Annotated in this window: 20 protein-coding genes and 2 tRNA genes; 11 read left to right on the top strand and 11 right to left on the bottom strand. The window is 69.0% G+C overall.

Translation table 11 applies throughout. The features are described 5' to 3' along the window. Nucleotides 1–132 precede the first annotated feature (132 nt). Nucleotides 133–390 carry a hypothetical protein gene (locus M3667_RS07265; RefSeq protein WP_251506865.1) on the top strand — a complete coding sequence of 86 codons (258 nt, stop codon included), beginning with the start codon at nucleotides 133–135 and terminating at the stop codon, nucleotides 388–390. A 5-nt stretch (nucleotides 391–395) separates the two neighbouring features. Here the strand turns inward: M3667_RS07265 and M3667_RS07260 are convergent, their stop codons facing one another. Next, nucleotides 396–1,814 (bottom strand): PLP-dependent aminotransferase family protein, encoded by a 1,419-nt coding sequence (locus M3667_RS07260; RefSeq protein WP_251506863.1) that lies wholly within the window; start codon nucleotides 1,812–1,814, stop codon nucleotides 396–398. A 61-nt stretch (nucleotides 1,815–1,875) separates the two neighbouring features. On the opposite strand from M3667_RS07260, the gene M3667_RS07255 reads away from it, so the two are divergent. After that, the gene (locus tag M3667_RS07255) at nucleotides 1,876–2,484 is read left to right on the top strand and encodes a YitT family protein (RefSeq protein WP_251506861.1); all 609 of its coding nucleotides are present in this window, start codon (nucleotides 1,876–1,878) and stop codon (nucleotides 2,482–2,484) included. Nucleotides 2,485–2,642: 158 nt separating this feature from the next. Here M3667_RS07255 and M3667_RS07250 read toward each other — a convergent pair whose 3' ends face one another. Further along, entirely contained in the window at nucleotides 2,643–2,852 is a 210-nt protein-coding gene (locus tag M3667_RS07250; RefSeq protein WP_154096540.1) for a methyltransferase, read from the bottom strand. Between the two features lie 104 nt (nucleotides 2,853–2,956). Between M3667_RS07250 and M3667_RS07245 the strand changes: the two genes are divergently transcribed. Continuing rightward, nucleotides 2,957–3,029: transfer RNA gene (locus M3667_RS07245), tRNA-Arg, on the top strand. 335 nt (nucleotides 3,030–3,364) lie between these two features. Here the strand turns inward: M3667_RS07245 and M3667_RS07240 are convergent. Then, nucleotides 3,365–3,676 (bottom strand): hypothetical protein, encoded by a 312-nt coding sequence (locus M3667_RS07240; RefSeq protein ID WP_251506860.1) that lies wholly within the window; start codon nucleotides 3,674–3,676, stop codon nucleotides 3,365–3,367. 291 nt (nucleotides 3,677–3,967) lie between these two features. Between M3667_RS07240 and M3667_RS07235 the strand changes: the two genes are divergently transcribed. Beyond that, entirely contained in the window at nucleotides 3,968–4,207 is a 240-nt protein-coding gene (locus M3667_RS07235; RefSeq protein ID WP_251506859.1) for a hypothetical protein, read from the top strand. Here M3667_RS07235 and M3667_RS07230 read toward each other — a convergent pair. Together M3667_RS07230 and M3667_RS07225 are read right to left on the bottom strand one after the other, a co-directional pair. Continuing rightward, on the bottom strand, nucleotides 4,204–5,190 hold the full coding sequence (locus M3667_RS07230) for an IS481 family transposase (RefSeq protein WP_251506858.1): 987 nt from the start codon (nucleotides 5,188–5,190) through the stop codon (nucleotides 4,204–4,206). The two genes, M3667_RS07235 and M3667_RS07230, sit on opposite strands and share 4 nt — an antisense overlap. A 67-nt stretch (nucleotides 5,191–5,257) precedes the next feature. Continuing rightward, a complete protein-coding gene (locus M3667_RS07225; protein WP_251506857.1) occupies nucleotides 5,258–5,986 on the bottom strand; it encodes an alpha/beta fold hydrolase in 729 nt (242 codons plus the stop codon). 73 nt (nucleotides 5,987–6,059) lie between these two features. Here M3667_RS07225 and M3667_RS07220 point away from each other — a divergent pair, with 73 nt between their 5' ends. The 6 genes from M3667_RS07220 (at nucleotide 6,060) to M3667_RS07195 (ending at nucleotide 8,919) form a co-directional block, all read left to right on the top strand. Then, nucleotides 6,060–6,758: a YafY family protein gene (locus tag M3667_RS07220; protein WP_251506856.1), complete on the top strand. Its 699-nt coding sequence runs from the start codon at nucleotides 6,060–6,062 to the stop codon at nucleotides 6,756–6,758. 125 nt (nucleotides 6,759–6,883) lie between these two features. Next, on the top strand, nucleotides 6,884–7,510 hold the full coding sequence (gene orn, locus M3667_RS07215; RefSeq protein WP_251506855.1) for an oligoribonuclease: 627 nt from the start codon (nucleotides 6,884–6,886) through the stop codon (nucleotides 7,508–7,510). A gap of 36 nt (nucleotides 7,511–7,546) precedes the next feature. Further along, nucleotides 7,547–7,622 (top strand) — tRNA-His (locus tag M3667_RS07210). A 171-nt stretch (nucleotides 7,623–7,793) separates the two neighbouring features. Then, on the top strand, nucleotides 7,794–8,141 hold the full coding sequence (locus tag M3667_RS07205) for a metallopeptidase family protein (protein ID WP_251507520.1): 348 nt from the start codon (nucleotides 7,794–7,796) through the stop codon (nucleotides 8,139–8,141). Then, nucleotides 8,141–8,440, top strand: a complete 300-nt coding sequence (gene clpS / locus M3667_RS07200; RefSeq protein ID WP_251506854.1) for an ATP-dependent Clp protease adapter ClpS — start codon at nucleotides 8,141–8,143, stop codon at nucleotides 8,438–8,440. The genes M3667_RS07205 and clpS overlap by 1 nt, the downstream gene beginning before the upstream one ends. Further along, nucleotides 8,437–8,919: a DUF2017 family protein gene (locus M3667_RS07195; protein ID WP_251506853.1), complete on the top strand. Its 483-nt coding sequence runs from the start codon at nucleotides 8,437–8,439 to the stop codon at nucleotides 8,917–8,919. Before clpS ends, M3667_RS07195 begins: the two co-directional genes overlap by 4 nt. A gap of 19 nt (nucleotides 8,920–8,938) precedes the next feature. Here the strand turns inward: M3667_RS07195 and M3667_RS07190 are convergent, their stop codons facing one another. From M3667_RS07190 to gatC, 6 genes are all read right to left on the bottom strand, one after another. Continuing rightward, complete coding sequence (locus M3667_RS07190; RefSeq protein WP_251506851.1) at nucleotides 8,939–9,532, bottom strand: hypothetical protein; 594 nt, start codon at nucleotides 9,530–9,532, stop codon at nucleotides 8,939–8,941. Next, complete coding sequence (locus M3667_RS07185) at nucleotides 9,507–9,827, bottom strand: hypothetical protein (protein ID WP_076675934.1); 321 nt, start codon at nucleotides 9,825–9,827, stop codon at nucleotides 9,507–9,509. The genes M3667_RS07190 and M3667_RS07185 overlap by 26 nt, the downstream gene beginning before the upstream one ends. 63 nt (nucleotides 9,828–9,890) lie before the next feature. Next, nucleotides 9,891–11,147 (bottom strand): DNA polymerase IV, encoded by a 1,257-nt coding sequence (locus tag M3667_RS07180; RefSeq protein WP_251506849.1) that lies wholly within the window; start codon nucleotides 11,145–11,147, stop codon nucleotides 9,891–9,893. Nucleotides 11,148–11,350: 203 nt separating this feature from the next. Further along, entirely contained in the window at nucleotides 11,351–12,868 is a 1,518-nt protein-coding gene (gene gatB / locus M3667_RS07175; protein ID WP_251506847.1) for an Asp-tRNA(Asn)/Glu-tRNA(Gln) amidotransferase subunit GatB, read from the bottom strand. Then, nucleotides 12,868–14,400 (bottom strand): Asp-tRNA(Asn)/Glu-tRNA(Gln) amidotransferase subunit GatA, encoded by a 1,533-nt coding sequence (gene gatA, locus M3667_RS07170; RefSeq protein ID WP_251506846.1) that lies wholly within the window; start codon nucleotides 14,398–14,400, stop codon nucleotides 12,868–12,870. The genes gatB and gatA overlap by 1 nt, the downstream gene beginning before the upstream one ends. A gap of 64 nt (nucleotides 14,401–14,464) precedes the next feature. Continuing rightward, the gene (gene gatC / locus M3667_RS07165) at nucleotides 14,465–14,764 is read right to left on the bottom strand and encodes an Asp-tRNA(Asn)/Glu-tRNA(Gln) amidotransferase subunit GatC (RefSeq protein WP_058231460.1); all 300 of its coding nucleotides are present in this window, start codon (nucleotides 14,762–14,764) and stop codon (nucleotides 14,465–14,467) included. A gap of 62 nt (nucleotides 14,765–14,826) precedes the next feature. Here gatC and M3667_RS07160 point away from each other — a divergent pair, with 62 nt between their 5' ends. Then, a complete protein-coding gene (locus M3667_RS07160; RefSeq protein WP_251506844.1) occupies nucleotides 14,827–16,506 on the top strand; it encodes a long-chain-fatty-acid--CoA ligase in 1,680 nt (559 codons plus the stop codon). Nucleotides 16,507–16,604: the final 98 nt, after the last annotated feature.

Raw genomic sequence — 16,604 nt, 5'->3', positions numbered from 1 at the left:
GACGGGAGCGACGAGGGCGCCGCTGAGCGAAAAGGGCGATCTGTGGATAACCCGCCCGATCCGGCCCGCGGGGAGAAGCGTCTATCGACCGCGCGACGAGCGATGTCGGAGGTCCGGTCTACCGTGACGGCCATGAGCACCGCACTCTGGAACGACCTCGCCCCGGCACCGCGTCCGGTCGGGTGGGGCGCGGCGACGCACGTCGCCGCAGGCCTGTGGCGCATCGCCGACCCACGGGGCATCGTCGTGGGCCACATCCGCGCGATCGCCGCCGAAGGCGGCTGGCGGTACGCGGCCGAGCGCTTCCACACGGCATCGGGTGGCTTCCGCAGACTCGGCGAGTTCTGGTCGTCCAGCGAGGCCGTCGAGTGCCTGCGCTACGCGCGATGACCGCGTCAGACGACGGTGGCGAAGTCCTCGCGCGGCGCGACAGTGCGTCCGCCGCGCACGTCGTCCCACGCCTCGCGCAGAATGTGCGCCGCCTGCTCGAGAGCGGCGGGCGCCGCGGTGAACGGTACGCGCAGGTGTCGATCGTGCCCGCCCTCCACCGCGAACCGCGATCCCGCCGACAGAGCGAGTCCACGCGCCCGCGCGTTCATGACCAACGGCGTGCTCAATGGGTCGCCGAGGCCCACCCACAGCGAGACTCCGCCCGCGACATCGGGCACCTGCCACTCCGGCAGCAGGGTCCGCAACTCCGCCACGAGAGTGTCGCGTCCCGCACGAAGCAGGTCTCCGCGCTGGCGGGCGATCTCGTCGAGCCGGGGCACGATGCGCGCCGCGATCGCCTGTTCGATCTCAGGAGTCCCGAGGTCGTGCACGGGTCTGCCGCTGGCCAAGCGGCGCACGATCTCGGGCGCCGCGCGCACCCACCCCACGCGCAGGCCTCCCCACACCGTCTTTCCGAGGGATCCCACGCGCACGATCCGATCATCGTCACCGAACGGCGCGGATCCCGAGCCGCGATCAATGTCGAGCTGGGCGGTGGTCTCATCGAGCACGAGCACGGTGCCCGCCGATCGCGCCCCCGCGAGGAAGGCGTTGGACTCCGACGCGGTCATCGTCCGCCCCGTCGGGTTCTGGAAGTCGGGCATGAGGTAGGCGAGGGTGGGCAGCGCGCGAGCGAAGCTCTGCTCGGCGCGCTCGAGGTCCCACCCCGACGACGGATCCACGGGCACACCGATCAGGCGCGCACCGACTCGGCGGAAGGCGTCCGCCGCGTGCGGGTAGGTCGGCGTCTCGAGCATGACCCGGTCGGCGCGGCCCACGAGAACAGACGCGATGAGGTGGATCGCGCTCTGGGCCCCCGTCGTCACGAGGATCTGGTCGGGGGACGTCGCGAGCCCTCGACCGGCGTAGTGGTCGGCGATCGCCTGACGCAGACCGAGATCGCCCACGACGTCGTATCCGATGCGTGCGACCAGGGCCGGGGCATCCTGCATGACCTCCTGCACGACGGCCGGAAGCCCGGGCCACGCGGCCGGGCTCGCCTGCTGAAGATCGATGGCGACGTCGTCGGTGTCGTGGCGACCGGGGTCTGTGCGCCGGAGGGGCAGCGTCACACTCCCGCTCCCCCGCAGGCTCTCGATGTGTCCGGTGTCGCGCAAGCTTCGATAGGCGGCCGCGACCGTCGTGCGGCTGAGGTGCAGGGCGGCCGCGAGCTCGCGCTCGGCGGGCAGCGCCGTCGAGGGGGCGAGTCTGTTGTCGAGGCAGAGCAGGCGGATGCCGTCCGCCAGCGCCTCATAGGCAGGACCATTCCCGCGCCATCCGCCGAGTGCAGACGCCAGGGTGCGAGCCGAGATGCGCGAGTCCATGCGGCCAGATTATCGGAATTGGCATTGAGCGATACGTCCAATCGCATGATTGGATCAAAACATGGCATCCCGCATCACCCGTCTCTTCATCGGCCTGGTTCTCTACGGCGTCGGCTGCGCGTTTACCATCGCGGCCGGCCTCGGCGTCGACCCGTGGACCGTGTTCGCCGAGGGGGTCTCGCGAGTGACCGGGATTGGCATCGGATGGGTGACCAACATCATCGGTCTGTGCGTGCTTATGCTGTGGATCCCGCTCCGCCAGAAGCCCGGAGTCGGCACGGTGGCCAACATCCTGCTCGTGGGCACGAGCATCCAGCTCGCCCTGGGGGTCCTCCCCCACCCCGACATCCTGTGGCTGCAGGTGCTCATGCTCGTGGCCGGTGTCGTGATCGTGGCCTTCGCCTCCGGCCTGTACATCGGAGCCCACTTCGGCCCCGGCCCGCGAGACGGCCTGATGACCGGCATGCACGCGCGCTTCGGCTGGCCGATCTGGGCATGCCGGCTCTCGGTCGAGGGCTCCGTCCTCGTACTCGGGTGGCTGCTCGGCGGCACAGTCGGCATCGGCACCGTCATCTTCGCGCTCGGGATCGGTCCCCTCGTCCACATCGCCATGCCCCTGCTCGCGGCCCCGAAGCCCGCGGCGCGGCAGGCTCGCGCCGCCCGGGTCTGATGCCCACGGACGGCGGGTCAGCCTCGTACGTATTGCTGCACGAACCACCCCACGCGTCGGCGGGTGTACCCCGCTGGCCCGGCGAGGAAGCGCCCGGCTGATCGCCGACGCGAGAACGCCCCGCCCGGCGACGACGGCACGGACGGGGCGCCCGTCTTTCAGTGCTCCCGGAACTCCGGCCGGTCGCTGCCAGGCTTGAGGTGCGAGTGAAGGGCGCTCTTGGCGATCTCCATCGTGGGATAGACGCCCAGCCGCTCGTCCTTGCCCGCCATGTGGACGCTGAAGCCCTCGGCATCCCGTTGGATCTTTCCGACGACGCCCGCCGGGCCGTAGGCCACCCAGAGGCGCTTGGTCACGGTGTCTGACATGAGTGCTCCTTTGCTCTCGTTGCCGGGAGAGTACGCCCGCCGCGGCGGTGTCCGCCAGGGGCTGGCGCACGCGCGGGAGCGCCGGGCGATATCCTGGTCGCCGACCCCCAGTAGCTCAGTGGATAGAGCAGCGGCCTTCTAATCCGCCGGTCACACGTTCGAATCGTGTCTGGGGGACCTTGTTTCTTCCGCGTGATTCCGGCGCTGGGCGCAAGCTAGGCGACCGCGCGAGGCGTCGTCGATGTCACGAAAGCTCGCGGCTCTGCCAGCGACAGGGGCACGAAGCCCCCCTCCCCCCCCATCGGAGCCTCAGCGTACGGCGGCGTTCCTCAGTGTCCTCGTCCGGTATTTCTCGTTCCGCCACTGCGCGTCGAGCGAGAAAGAGCACTGCGCCGGCCGCGACACTGCTGCAGAGAGCAGGCGGTCACCAGCCCGCGCCTGCGGAACCGATCGTCCCAGCCCCAAAGCGGGGTCACGCCGGCGATGATGAGCAGCGACGATTTGTCCGTGGGTCAAGACTGGCTCCCGGATGCATCCTCGGCGGTGTCGCGCTCTCCTCTCGGCGCGGTCGCCTCGACGACGTTCGCGGAATTGCTGGACCGACTCAGATGGCGAATTTGCTGCAGCGTCCAGGCGAACGACACGGCCTCGAAGACCAGCAAGATGCCGACGGCGACAATGATCGGCGTCACCTCTCCGGCGACGACCACGCGGAGGACCAGGAGTACCGCCATGAGAACCGCAGTTGAGCCATGGAACACGGCAGACCAGATCAGTGCCCGTCTTGGCCGCCTCGGTTCGCTCGGCTGCGTGATGTCGCGCATGCTCGCAGACTAAGCCCGAGGGGCATTTCGACGGGAGCCAACCGCGCACCACCCGCATGACGGCAGGCTATTCCGCGCGGCCCCGAGTCGGGGAGACGGGGTGAGCGCAGTCTGGGGGTGTGTGTACCAGGACCTGCCCGTGGACCGGAGCCCGCGGGGTCGAGGATCGGCCGCCCGTGGCGACCGTGCCGGCCCCTCGCACCCTCAGCGGACGGAGCGCGTCGCTGAGCCCGACGTCACGCGCCGTACGGGTAGGGTTCCGGATGCCAACTCGTCGCCCCGGGAGACGTCATGAGCGATGAAGCGAGTCTCGGTCGGCGAGCCCGTGATCGTCTCCGCGCCCGGGCCGATCTGTGGGCCCGGATCAGGCCTCTCCTCATCTGCTGCGGGCTCGCGGCCTGGGTCGGCGGAATCACCCTCGGCTACTTCTCCGACGGCCCGTGGCGGGTGGCGAGCTTCGTCATCCACCTCATCGGGCTCGCGGTTTTCTTCGGGGCCTTCATGGGCAGCGCGCCGGTCATCCCTCCCTAGATGTACTGATCGGGGACGTTGATCAATCGAGACATGGGCGGTTGGTTCCCGCATGCTGCGTGCGGGCGATGCTGGTTGTAGTGGTGGAGCCACCCGGATAGCGCCTTCCGGCGTTCTTGCTCGCTGCGGTAGCAGCGGGCATAGGCCCATCCTTCGGCCATCGTGCGGTGGAACCTTTCCACCTTGCCGTTCGTTTGCGGCCGATACGGGCGTGTTCGTTTCGGGACGATCGAGAGTGCCCCGCACGTATCGCGCCATAGGCCGGACCGGTACGCGCCGCCGTTGTCTGACAGCACCCGCTCGATGATGACTCCGCGGTTGGCGAACCACGTCGCGGCGCGCTGCATTACGTCAACGGCAGTCACGGCTGTTTCATCGTCTCTGATCTCCGTGTACGCCACTCGGGAGTGGTCATCGATAACGGTGTGCACGAAGGCGTACCCGAGCTTTGGACCGCCGTACCGATTGCGCGGCTTGTCCGGGGTGGCGGCACGGTTCTTCTCGCCTTGCTGGCGGCCGACGTAGCGCCAGCCCCCGCCGTCGGGGATGTTGCCGATCTTCTTCACGTCTACGTGCACCAGCGATCCTGGGTGAGGGTGCTCGTACCTGCGGATCGGCTCTCCGGTGGCCCGGTCGACATGCGACAGGCGGTTCAAGCGAACCGAGCTGAGTATGCGATGAACCGTTGACGGGGCAATACCCAAACGGGCGGATAGCTGAACAGGGCCTTCGCGGAGGCGTAGACGTAGGGCGATGCAGCGGCGACTGGTCTTCGTGTCTGTCTTGTTCGGCGAGTGGTGCGGCCGCGAGGATCGGTCTTGCATCGATTGCCCCGCCTGGTATCTACCGGCCCACCTCTTTACCGTGGGCCAGGAGACCTGGAATCGTGCTGCGACTTCACTGATCGACCAGCCTTCATCAACGACGAGGCGGGCAACTTTCAGGCGGTGGCGCGGTGTGAGAGCAGCATTTGGATGTGTCATAAGTTCACTCCAAGACGGGAAGGGGCCAGCCGAAACGGCTGGCCCCTTCGGGTTGCGAGTGCAGTGTTCAGCGGGTCTGCGACGCTGCGCGAATGATCTCGGCGAGGTCGCGTGGCCTGCTCCACATGGGCCAGTGCCCTGTGGGGAGGTTCACGACATCGACGCGCTCGAGGTTCGCGATCTCAGCGAACATGGGGTGGCCCGCCTGGACCAGACCCATCAATTGCTCCCCCGAGATCGAGCAGCACACCAGCGTCGTCGGGACGCGGTGGCGGGCATCGTTCGTGAGCTCAACGGATTGACGCAGCACCGGAGCGGGCTCAGGAACGGCCTTCGTCCGGAAACGCTCGAGTGTTTCAGTGCTCAGGCCTTCGAGGCTCGCCTGCTGCCCGAGGTCGTCGAACGACGGCAGGGGCGAGTCTTCAAGCTCGGTCGGGAAATCAGGGGCGAATGCGGTGCCATCGGCCACGGGTCCGGATTCGACCCACACCACCCGGGCGACCAACTCGGGGTACCGGTCGAGGAAGAGGCTAACGGGCGCGTTGGCCCCGCTGTGCGCGACGAGGACCACGCGCTGGTCGCCCTGCTCGGCAACCAAACCCCGGATCGCTGCCGCCTGGTCGTCGACGGTCTTCACAGTGCGGTTCGCGTCATCTCCGTCGAGACCCGGCAACGTCACTGCGATTGCGCGCGTGTGATCGGTCTCGAGGTGCTCAACGACCTCGTCCCAAGCCCATGCTCCCAGCCAGTGTCCGGGGATGAGAACGACAGGTCGGCTGTGATTTGTTGTTGTCATGAGGCCAGCCTCACAGCCACGGCAGACAACAGTGTGTCACTATTTATGGCATGAATCTGTTGAGGTTCGAATTGTGAAGCGAACCGAACGGCTGCACGCTCTGTCCGAGATGCTGCGTCGCAGCGGCGCGCGGGGCATCTCGGCGGGTCGGCTGGCGCGAGAGTTCGAAGTGTCGGTCCGCACCGTCAAGCGGGATCTCGACGCGTTGGAAAACAGTGGGGTGCCGATCTGGTCCCGCCCTGGCCCAGGCGGTGGGTACGGGGTCGCTGAACGCGCATCGCTGCCTCCCGTCAGCCTGTCCCCCGCGCAGGCCGTGGCTCTCATGGTGGCGGTCTCCGCCGCCTCCGATGCGCCCTACGCCGATCTGGCGGGGGCCGGCGTCCGAAAGATCATAGACGTACTCGACCCCAAGACTCGGGCGCAAGCCGACGAGCTCGCCCACCGGATCTGGGTCAACTCGCTCCCTTCTTCCTCACGCTCCATCCGGTCAGCGATAGAGGTGGCGATGGCCGAGCAGAGAGTGCTCCGCATTCGCTACACGTCACGGGAGGGCGCCACGACAGCTCGTGACGTCGAGCCTGTGCTGTTCGCTTCTACGGGCGGCCTGTGGTACCTGGTCGGATGGTGCCTCCTACGCGATGCGATGCGATGGTTCGCCGTGTCGCGCATCGAGCGTGCCGTCGTCACCATGACGGACTGCAGTGGCCACACCATTCAGGAAGTCGGCGAGCCCCCGGCGAACGCCAGGCCCGTCCACGGCCGCGAAGAGTGACTGCCTCGATCAACCTCTCCGGTCAGTACACCTAGAGGAGGATTCCCCCCTCTAGGGGTGGGGAACCCCCGGACCGCATTGCGGGCACCAGATCCGATGTCGTACCCCGTCAGTAGGATGTGGGGATGGTAAACGCCTCCGAGAACGACCGGCTCGTCTGGATCGACTGCGAGATGACGGGCCTCGACCTCGCCGTCGACGAACTGGTCGAGATCGCCGTCGTCATCACCGACTTCGAGCTGAACGTGCTCGACCCCGGGTTCCAGATCGTCATCAAGCCCGACGCCTCGGCCCTCGCCAACATGGGTGAGTTCGTCACCGAGATGCACCGCTCGTCTGGCCTGCTCGACGAGATCCCGCACGGCGTGAGCCTGGCAGATGCCGAGTTCCAGGTGCTCGAGTACATCCAGCGCTTCGCTCCGATCGAGGGCAAGGCGCCGCTGGCCGGCAACACGATCGGCACCGACCGCATGTTCCTCGCGAAGTACATGCCGCGCGTCGACCGCTGGCTGCACTACCGCAACGTCGACGTCTCGAGCATCAAAGAGTTGTCGCGTCGCTGGTACCCGCGCGCCTACTTCCAGGCTCCGAAGAAGAACGGCGGGCACCGCGCCCTGGCCGACATCCTCGAATCGATCCGCGAGCTCGCCTACTACCGCGCCGCGGTCTTCGTGCCGCAGCCGGGCCCCACGAGCGACGAAGCGAAGGCCGTCTCGGCCTCGGCCGTGTCGTCGTTCGCACTGGACGTATGACATAATCGTTCAGTTGTCTGCTGCGGCAGACACATGGTGGCTATAGCTCAGTTGGTAGAGCACCGCGTTGTGGTCGCGGGGGCCGCGGGTTCAAGTCCCGTTAGCCACCCCAACCCCACGAAGGCCCGGAGAGCACCGCTCCCGGGCCTTCGTCGTTCCCGCCGAGAGCAAGCCCCGCGGCCTAGAATCGAACACGGATGGCGGCCCTCGATCGGCATCCACTTGACGGCCCGAGACCCCCGGGAGGCCCGCCGTGCACGACGACGTCGACGCGCCCGCGACGCTGCAGCTCGACTCCGAGGCTTTCGAAGCCCTGGTCGTCGACGAGCTCGACCGGCTCCCCGACGACATGGTCGACGGCCTCGACAACGTCGTGTTCGTCGTCGAGGACCGCCCGGAGGACGGGTCGCTCGATCTGCTCGGGCTGTACGACGGATGGGCCCTGACCGAACGCGACCGTTACGGAGTCGGCGAGCTCCCCGACCGGATCATCCTCTACCGCGAACCGCACCTCGCGGTGTGCGACGACGAGACCGCGCTGCGCGACGAGATCCACACGACCCTCGTGCACGAGATCGCTCACTTCTACGGCATCGACGACGACCGACTGCACGAATTGGGGTGGGCGTGATGGCCCCGATCGCGACGCCCGATCTCGACATCGAGCGCGATCAGCAGACGACCCCGGAGCCGCCGTCGTCGTGGCAGACCGTCGTCTGGAACGACCCGGTAAACCTCATGAGCTACGTCAGCCACGTCTTCCGCACCTACTTCGGGTTCGACACTCCCACCGCCCACCGCCTCATGCTCGCTGTGCACCACGACGGTCATGCCGTCGTCGCACGCGGTCCGCGCGAGGTCATGGAGGCGCACGTGCAGGCCATGCACGACTTCGGCCTCTGGGCCACCGTCAGGAAGGACCCCTCGTGAGCGAGCGGATCGTCGTGCTCGAGATCAGTGGTCTCGAAGCCCTCCATCTCGCCGGGATCGTGGGCCAGTTCCGCGACCTGCTGGCCGACTCGCAGGCTGACGACGACCCCGCCGTCGCGCGGCTACTCCCCGACGCCTACCCCGACGACGAGGCCGCGAGTCGCGAGTTCCGCCGGCTGACGGGGGGCGACCTGCTCGAGAGGCGGGCTCAGGATGCCGCGGCGCTCCTGCAGACGCTCGGCCTCGACGGCGGCGACCGCTCAGCCGAAGACGATCCCGACGCGACGATCACCATCGCGCTCGGCGAAACCGAGGCCCTCGCCTGGATGCGGACGCTGTCGGCGCTGCGACTCGTGCTGGCCACGCGTCTCGGCATCCGGACCGAAGACGACCATCACCCCGACGACCCCCGCTTCGGGGTGTACGACTGGATCGGCTACCGCCTCGACGGGCTGATGACGGCGCTCGACCGGCGCTGAGGCGCTCCCTGACGGATCGTCAGGGCAGGCGCACCCGGAGCCCGGCGCGGGCCGCGGGGTCGTGCGCGGCGATGTGCGCGTCTTCTTGCGCGGCCCATCGGTCCCAATGCGGGCGGTAGGTCTCGCCGTCACGCGCGAGTGCTCGCCTGCGCCGGGAATCGGTCGGGGCCTCGACCCACACGGTGAGGTCCGCCAACCGGGCGACCTCGGGAGTCAGGAGACCCGACCCCTCGACGACGAGCGGAAGGGAGGGGTCGATCGCGTACGCCTCCGCACGCTCGTCGAGCTCCCAATCCCATCGCTCCCACACGCCGAGCAGTCCGCGGGCGTGCGGGAGCAGGATCGTCTCGCGCGCGTAGTCAGTGCCCGCGGCGAGGCCGTCCCACCCGGGATAAACGTCGTCGAGGGCGACCATCTGCACCCGCCCGCGCCCCGGCCACGCGGCCACGAGGCGACGGGCGAGCGAACTCTTGCCGGCTCCGCTTCGACCGTCGATGACGACGACCGGATTCGACGCGCCGATCTCGACGACGCGCGACGACACCGCGGCCACGGCCGCCGTGAGAGCGTCGTCGAGGGGGTCCGCGTTACTTCTTGAGGGCGCGGATGACACGGCTGAGAGCGCGACCGGCCACCCACACGAACGGGATGCCGACGGCGAGCAGCGACACGAGGTTCGGGTCGAACCGCAGGTCGTCGCCGCGACGGATGTAGGCACCGAGCGGGAGCGTGTATCCGCCGCCACCGCCGCCGCCGTTGCCCTGCTCGTCGGAGCCGCCGCCGTACCCGGCCCAGGTGAGGGCGACGGGAACGATGCGGACGCCGTCGACGTCCTGCTGCTCGCCGTAGGCGGAGGTGACGCCGAAGCTGGTGGCCTGCTTGCCGAGTTCCAAAGCGATGTTGGGCATGGCTCCACCGTAGCGGCCCGGCCTCGGAGCGCCGAGGGGCGTTGCGCGAGCGGGGTCCCCGTGTCAGTGGTCGTACGAGGGGCGCGGGTTGGTGGGGAGGGCTCCCCCGCCGCGCGACGGCCCGAGCAGCGAACCGCGGGTGACGGCGCCCCGGCCGAAGCGCGTCGTGGCGTCGTCGAGGGCCCCCTCGACGCGGCGCCACTCGGCGTCGTCGTCCCAGAGGGTGGCGGCCATCGCCGCCGGCTTGAGCTTCTCTCCGCGCACACCGACCAGGCGCACGGACTGGCGTCGGTCGATCCCGTCGAACAACTCGATGGCGGCGTCGCCGATGCGCTGGCCGACCGAGGTGGGTTCGGGCAGCGTGCGTGAGCGGCTCAGCGTGGTGAAGTCGGAGAAGCGCACCTTGATCGAGATCGTCGACGCCTCGTACTGCTGCGTCCGCAGGCGCGCTCCCACGCGATCGGCGAGCCGACGGAGTTCGACGTGCAGCGTGCGGGTGTCGGAGATGTCGGTGTGGAACGTCTCTTCGTGGCCGATGCTCTTCTCGGAGCGCCCCGTGTGCACCTCGCGGGCGTCGATGCCGCGCGAGAGGTGCCAGATGCGCTCGCCCATCGCGGGGCCGAGAACCCGGTCGAGCGCGGGACGCGGGGTGTCGAGGATGTCGGAGATGAGCCGGATGCCGCGGGACTCCAGCGCCTCGGCGGCCTTGGGCCCGACCCCCCACAGCGCGCGCACCGATCGCGGGCGCAGGAACGCCTCGGTGTCGGCCTCGGCCACCACGAGCAGCCCATCGGGTTTGGAGATCGTGGAGGCCATCTTGGCGACGTGCTTGGTCGCCGCGACTCCGATGCTGCACGTCAGGCCCGTCTCTGCCTTCACCCGGGCCCGCAGGTCGCGAGCGATCGTTCCCGGGCTCCCCCACAGCCGCCGCGCACCCCGGACGTCGAGGAAGGCCTCGTCGATCGAGAGAGGTTCGACCAGCGGGGTGACGTCGTGGAAGATCGCCATGACCTGCCGCGACATCTCGGTGTAGCGGTGGTACGGCGGGTTGACGACGATGGCGGTGGGACACATGCGCAGCGCGATCGCCACCGGCATCGCCGACTTCACGCCGTAGCGGCGGGCCTCGTACGACGCGCTCGAGACGACGCCGCGGCCCTCGGACCCGCCGATGATGAGCGGCTTGCCGGCGAGCGACGGATCGTCGAGCACCGCGACCGAGGCGAAGAACGCGTCCATGTCGACGTGCAGGATGCCCGTGCCCGTGTCGTCGGCGTCGGGGCGCGAGACGATGCGCCCCGTTCCGTCACCTCGTCCCATGGCATCCATTCTCCCCCGGACCTCCGACATCGGCCCCGCGGCGCCCGCGCAGGCTCAGCGGTCCGCACGGTCTCAGCCCGCATCGCGCAGAATCCGCTGAGCGTGCGCGAATCACCGAGGTTGCGACGCGCCTCGGATTCACAACGACGGATGCCACGGCCGCAACCCCTCGCGGGGCGCGGTGCCGTGGCATCCGGTGTCGATTACAGAGCGGCGGCGCGCTCCAGCACGAGTTCGCGCACGCGCGCGGCGTCGGCCTGGCCCTTCATGGCCTTCATGACGGCGCCGATGACGGCACCGGCGGCCTGCACCTTGCCATCGCGGATCTTGGCGAGCACGTCGGGCTGGGCGACGAGGGCCTCATCGATCGCGGCGATGAGCGCCCCGTCGTCCGAGACCACGGCGAGACCCCGGGCGTCGACGACCTCTTGCGGGGTGCCTTCTCCGGCGATGACACCCTCGAGCACCTGGCGCGCGAGCTTGTCGGTGAGGGTGCCGGCGTCGATCAGCTTCTGCAGAGCCGCGACGTTCTCGGGAGAGACGAGGTCGGCCGCGTCGCGCTCCTGCGCGTTCGCGACGCGGGTGATCTCACCCGTCCACCACTTGCGAGCCGAGGCGGGAGCGGCTCCCGCGGCGATCGTGTCGGCCACCGCATCGAGCAGGCCGCCGTTGGCGACGTCCTGGAACTCGAGGTCGGTGAATCCCCACTCGCCCTTCAGGCGGCGACGGCGCGCAGCGGGCGGCTCGGGGAGCGCGGCGCGCAGCTCTTCGATCAGCTCGGGTGCGGGCACGACCGGCAGCAGGTCGGGCTCGGGGAAGTAGCGGTAGTCGTCGGCATCCGACTTCGGACGCCCGGGAGAGGTGCGACCGGTGTCCTCGTGCCAGTGACGCGTCTCTTGCGTGATCGTCCCGCCCTTGGCGAGGATCGCGGCCTGACGCTGGATCTCGTAGCGCACCGCGCGCTCGACCGAACGCATGGAGTTCACGTTCTTGGTCTCGGTGCGCGTGCCGAGCTTCTCCTGGCCACGAGGGCGCAGCGAGACGTTCGCGTCGCAGCGGAGGTTTCCGCGCTCGAGCTTGGCCTCCGAGATGCCGAGGCCGCGCACGATGTCGCGGATGGTCGCGACGTAGGCTTTCGCCAGCGCGGGGGCGGAGTGCTCCGCGCCGAAGATCGGCTTCGTGACGATCTCGACGAGCGGCACGCCTGCGCGGTTGTAGTCGACCAGCGAGTACTCCGCGCCCTGGATGCGACCGGTCGCCCCACCCATGTGGGTGAGCTTGCCGGCGTCTTCTTCCATGTGCGCGCGCTCGATCGGCACGGTCACGATGGTGCCGTCTTCGAGTTCGACCTCGACCGAGCCCTCGAAGGCGATCGGCTCGTCGTACTGCGAGATCTGGTAGTTCTTGCCGAGGTCGGGGTAGAAGTAGTTCTTCCGCGCGAAGCGGCTCGACGGTGCGATCGAGCACCCGAGGGCGAGGCCCAGGCTGATCGACGAGCGGATCGCCTCGGCGTTCACCACGGGAAGGGCGCCGGGAAGACCCATGTCGACGGGCGCGACGAGGGTGTTCGGCTCGGCGCCGTGGTGGGCGTCGTTGGCCGGGTTGGGCGCGGCCGAGAACATCTTGGTCGCGGTGTTGAGCTCGACGTGCACCTCGAAACCGAGGACGGGCTCGAACATCTCGAGCGCCTCGTCGAAGTCCATGAGTGCGTCTTTCGCCATCAGAGCGTTCCTTCCGGTCCCTGAGCCTGTCGAAGGGAGGGGGCCTTGTCGAGCAGCGGGCCGCCCCACTGGTCGAGGAGCAGCGCTTCGAGGGCTGCGCCGACACGGTAGAGGCGGGCGTCCTCGCGGGCGGGGGCGAGGAATTGGATGCCGACGGGCAGGCCGTCTTCTTCGGCGAGACCGCTCGGCACCGAGATGCCGGGTACGCCCGCGAGGTTCGCGGGGATCGTGGTCACGTCGTTGAGGTACATCTGCAGCGGATCGTCGATCTTCTCGCCGAGGCGGAAGGCCGTGGTCGGGGCCGACGGCGTCGCGATGACGTCGACCTGCGAGAACGCGGCGTCGAAGTCGTGCTGGATCAGCGTGCGGACCTTCTGCGCGCTGCCGTAGTAGGCGTCGTAGTACCCGGCCGACAGGGCGTAGGTGCCGAGGATGATGCGGCGCTTGACCTCGGGACCGAAGCCCGCGTCGCGCGTCGCCGCCATCACGTTCTCGACCGTGGCGGTACCCTGCGGGTTCACACGCATGCCGAAGCGCACCGAGTCGAATTTCGCGAGGTTGCTCGAGGCCTCGGCGGGAAGGATCAGGTAGTACGCGGCGACGCCGTACTCGAAGTGCGGGGCGCTGATCTCGATGATCTCGGCGCCCTGCGCCTCCATGGCCGCCAGCGACGCGCGGAACGAGTCCGACACGCCCTTCTGGAAGCCGCGATCGTCGAGCTCGCGGATGACGCCGACCTTGAGTCCCTTGAGGACCTCGCCGGTCGCACCCTCGCGTGCGGCGGTGGCGAACGAGGGCCACGCGTCGGACAGCGAGGTCGAGTCGTTCGCGTCGTGACCGCCGATGACGTCGTGGAGAAGACCCGCGTCGAGCACGGTGCGCGTGACCGGGCCGACCTGATCGAGGCTGGATGCCAAGGCGATCGCGCCGTACCGGCTCACTCCGCCGTACGTGGGCTTGACGCCGACCGTGCCGGTGACGTGCGCGGGCTGGCGGATCGAGCCGCCCGTGTCGGAGCCGAGGGCGAGCGGCGCCTCGAATGCGGCGACGGCCGCGGCCGATCCACCGCCGGATCCGCCCGGGATGCGGTCGAGGTCCCACGGGTTGCGGGTGGGGCCGTAGGCGGAGAACTCGGTGGAGGAGCCCATCGCGAACTCGTCCATGTTGGTCTTGCCCAGCGGCACGAGGCCCGCGTCGCGCGAGCGCGCGACGACCGTGGCGTCGTAGGGCGACATGTAGCCCTCGAGGATCTTCGACCCGCTGGTGGAGGGCATGTCGGTGGTGACGAGGACGTCTTTGACCGCAAGGGGAACGCCGGCGAGCTCGTGCAGCTTCTCCCCCGCCGCGCGGCGGCGGTCGATGTCGGCCGCGACCTCGAGGGCGTGGTCGCTCACGTGCAGGAACGCGTGCACGTCGCCGTCCACGGCGGCGATGCGGTCGAGGTGGGCCTGCGTGGCCTCGACGCTCGAGACCTCTTTGCGCGAGAGCGCGGACGCCAGGTCGGCAGCGGTCAAACGGGTGAGGTCAGTCATCGTCCCTGCTCCTTCGTCGCGTCGGAGGTGCGGCCTCCGTGAGAGCCGGTGGGCATGGCGGACATCACTGCTCTTCTCCCAGGATCGCGGTCACGCGGAATCGGCCGTCGGCCTGGTCGGGGGCGTTCTGCAGCACCTGCTCGCGCGTCAGCTGCTGCTGCACGACGTCGGGGCGGAAGACGTTCTCGAGCGGGATCGGGTGGCTCGTCGCGACGACGTCGGGCGTGGCCACCTCGGACACCTTCGCGATGTTGTCGACGATGGCATCCAGCTGGCCGGTGAGGCTCTGGACCTCCTCGTCGCTCAACTGGATCCGGGCGAGCACACCGAGATGGCGCACGAGATCAGGAGTGATTTCAGACACCCCACGAGTCTAGTTCGCGCGAGCTCCGGTCCCCGCCGAGGACCCACCCGTAGGCTGACCGGGTGACGAGCTTCGATCCCCCGCGGCCCTGGACCTCGAGTTATGCACCGGGAGTCCCCGAAGACCTGGAACCCCAGAGCGGATCGCTCGTCGACATCGTCGACGCGTCGGTGCGCGACTACCCCGACGCCCCCGCCCTGCAGTTCTTCGGCCGTGAGACGACGTATGCCGAGATGGCGGACGACATCGTGCGCGTTGCGGCCGCGCTGAAGGAACGCGGCGTGAAGGCGGGCGACCCGGTGGCCATCGTGCTGCCCAACTGCCCCCAGCACATCGTGGCGTTCTATGCGGTGCTGCGCCTGGGCGCCGTGGTCGTCGAGCACAACCCGCTTTACACCCCGAGGGAGCTGCGCAAGCAGTTCGAGGACCACGGCGCGAAGCACGCGATCGTGTGGAGCAAGGTCGTCGCGACCGTGCAGGAATTCCCCGCCGATCTGCGCGTCGACACTCTCGTCTCGGTCGACGTGACCACGGCCATGCCGCTGCGCACGCGTCTCGCCCTGCGCCTGCCGGTGGCGAAGGCCCGCGAGGCGCGCGCAGCGCTGACCGTGAAGACGAAGAACGCCGTCGAGTGGTCCGACCTGGTGCGGCATGCTCCCCTACCCGAGAGCCACCCCCGCCCGGCATCCGAAGATCTCGCGATCATCCAGTACACCAGCGGCACCACCGGCACCCCCAAGGGCGCCATGCTCACCCACGCGAACCTGCTCGCCAACGCCGCCCAGGCCCGTGCATGGGTGCCCTCGATCGTGCGCGGCGAAGGCTGCGTCGTCTACGCCGTGCTGCCGATGTTCCACGCCTATGGGTTGACCCTGTGCTTGACGTTCGCGATGTCGATGGGCGCGCGCCTGGTGCTCTTCCCCAAGTTCGATCCCGACCTCGTGCTCGCTGTCACGAAGAAGCACCCCGCGACCTTCCTCCCCCTCGTCCCGCCGATCGCCGAGCGGTTGCTCACCGCGGCGACCGAGAAGGGCGTCTCACTCGCGGGCACCGAGGTCGCCATCTCGGGTGCGATGGCCCTGCCGCACGATCTCGTCGTGCCCTTCGAGGAGGCCACCGGCGGCTACCTGGTCGAGGGCTACGGCCTGAGCGAGTGCTCCCCTGTGCTCATGGCCAATCCCGTCGCCGACAACCGTGTCGCGGGAACCGTGGGCCTGCCCTTGCCGGGGACCGAGTGCCGCGTGGTCGACCCCGACGATCCCACGACCGACGTGGAACGCGGCGAACTGGTGGTTCGCGGGCCGCAGGTGTTCTCGGGGTACTACGGCAAGCCCGAAGAGACCGCGTCGGTGTTCGTCGACGGCTGGTTCCGCACCGGAGACATCGTCACGATCGACGACGCCGGTTTCGTGCGGATCGTCGACCGCATCAAGGAGCTGATCATCACGGGTGGCTTCAACGTGGCGCCGACCGAGGTCGAGAACGTTCTGCGCCAGCATCCCTCGGTCGCCGAGGTGGCCGTGGTCGGACTGCCGAACGAGCACTCGGGCGAAGAGGTCGTGGCCGCGGTCGTGCCGACGACGCCGGGCGAGTTCGACGCCGAGGCCGTGCGGGCGTTCGCGCGCGGCATCCTGACGCCCTATAAGGTGCCGAAGCGTCTCGTCGTGGTCGATGAACTGCCGCGCTCGCTGATCGGAAAGGTCCTGCGCCGGCAGGTGCGCGACCAGCTGCTCAGCGACTGAGAACGCGCCCTGCACCGAATCCATCGCTCGGCGCAAGGGGCAGGGGGCGATTGGCAGCGCGTCGAGGGATATCACTACGGTGGGGCCATTCCGGACTG

The organism is Microbacterium sp. P26 (assembly GCF_023712585.1).
In the GTDB taxonomy this organism is placed as follows: Bacteria; Actinomycetota; Actinomycetes; order Actinomycetales; family Microbacteriaceae; genus Microbacterium; species Microbacterium algihabitans_A.
Note: the sequence above shows the minus strand (reverse complement) of the source record. Positions and strands in the feature narration are given on the sequence as shown.